Raw genomic sequence first — 1,919 nt, forward strand, 5'->3', positions numbered from 1 at the left:
CTTTCTCCTCTTTCTGACAGTACCATTTTATCTGCGTCAATGGCTCGAGTGAACGTTATTGATCATGTAAAAGCAATGTTAGTGTTGGATATTCCTGCTTACGTCATTACGGCAGTATTATTTACGGTAACAGGGTTTATGTATGGAGGAAAAGATTTTGATGCTGGACGGGTAGACGGATTAAAATCTTCGCTGTTGGATACATTCCATATCAGCGGGTGGATGCTGATTCCGGCTTTGGCTGTTATTGTCCTTTTAGCATTAAAGAAACCTTCTCTTCCATCAATTGCCATTGGCTCATTATTAGGAATTATATGGGCAGTTGTCTTTCAACATATGGATGTGGCGAGCGCATTTAATACGGCTTATGAAGGGTTTAAAATTAATACCGATAACACATTTTTAAGTGAGCTGTTAAATCGTGGCGGAATTTTAAGCATGGTCGGTTCCATTATTGTCATTATTTTTGGACTAGGCTTTGGCGGGTTATTAGATGAGCTCGGTGTCTTAGAAGTCCTGCTATCTAAATTCGAAAAAATTCTTGTCAATTCAGGAAACGTTACGGCTTCTACTATTTTCGTTGGATTATTAGGGAATATATTTGGTTGTGCAATGTATGTTTCATTAATTTTAACACCGAAAATTATGGAGAAAAGTTATGACAAGTTAAGAATACAGCGTCTAGTGYTTGCCCGTAACTCAGAAGTAGGGGGAACCTTAACTTCAGGGATGGTTCCGTGGACGGACAACGGTGTATTTTTAGCTACAACGCTTGGGATTTCTACATTCGCTTATCTGCCGTTTATGTGGCTCAGCTTTGTCTCTATTATTTTGGCGATTATTTACGGATATACTGGGAAATTCATTTGGTACGTAAAAGAGGAAAAACAGCGTTCTGCTATAGCAAAATAAAAGAGGCTGCGACAACAGTATGTTAGTTGAAAGAAGATCCGAACGATGAATTAAGATTCTTGATGGAGAATCAACTTCGTTCGGATTTTTTTATTGGTATGATAAACGTAGGTTTCATGTATTTTGTTGCTTCTAGCTGTTGACTGGATTGATTCTAGCTGTTGACTGGATTGATTCTAGCTGTTGACTGGATTGATTTAGTTATGTCTTAATCTCTTTTTGATCAAATCATTTCTGGATATTCGATTTTCCAGTGGACATTTTGAAGGTAAAGCTGAACATCCGCCTTTTTTTTCTGCTTCAGAAGTTTTAGAATATGGCGGTGATGTTCATTCATCACATGTAAAATGGCGTATAGCTCTTTATTGTCATCGCTAAAGTACGTTTGTCTGATGAATCCGTCTTGTAAAGATATAAGCTGTTCTTTTAAGGTCACATTACCGCATCGGTTCAAATATACTCGATGAAAATACGTTTGGTATTTTTGATAATCCTGATAATTTTCTAATTCAATCGAAACATCGATTTTTTTAATAAGCTCATCCATCTTCGTAAAATCGTCTTCCGTTAAGTGATCAATCGACAGGGAAGCTGCAAGACCATCTAAAGCACCGACGATTTCAAATACTTCTAGTTTTTTTGGTGTATCAATTTCCTTTACGGTAAATCCTCTGCGCGGTCTGTACTCTAATAGGTTGTCTGATGCCAGTTTAATAAGCGCTTCTCTCACAGGCGTTCGGCTGACATTCAGCTGAGAACAAATGCTGGCTTCATTTATTTTGTCGTTAGGCAGCAGTGTACCGTCTTGAATTTGACTTGCTATGTAGTTATATACATGATCTTTTAATGAATGATAAATCATAGGCCCCTTGTTCATTGTTTCCCCCTAAAATAAATATCGCATCAGCCGTTCTTTCTCATCATGTCATGGTGATGAAAGAGTATAAAAATAGCGTGAAAGAACGTACAGGTGTAAAAATAATCATATCATATCACTTCGTCTAATC

The 1,919-nt window shown here is 37.4% G+C and carries 2 protein-coding genes; one reads left to right on the plus strand and one right to left on the minus strand.

The genetic code is table 11. The features are described from left to right. A partial coding sequence (nhaC, locus tag AC1DRF_RS25365) for a Na+/H+ antiporter NhaC (protein ID WP_477741996.1) occupies window positions 1-912 on the plus strand: 912 nt, incomplete at its 5' end. Window positions 913-1,135: 223 nt separating this feature from the next. Here nhaC and AC1DRF_RS25370 read toward each other — a convergent pair. Further along, window positions 1,136-1,789 (minus strand): GntR family transcriptional regulator, encoded by a 654-nt coding sequence (locus tag AC1DRF_RS25370; protein ID WP_034275912.1) that lies wholly within the window; start codon window positions 1,787-1,789, stop codon window positions 1,136-1,138. Window positions 1,790-1,919: the final 130 nt, after the last annotated feature.

This window comes from Priestia sp. P5_B4 (genome assembly GCF_056400385.1).

Excerpts from the sequence above, each read along its gene's own strand:
- AC1DRF_RS25370 (WP_034275912.1), bottom strand. The coding sequence starts at position 1,789 with ATGAACAAGGGGCCTATGATTTATCATTCATTAAAAGATCATGTATAT.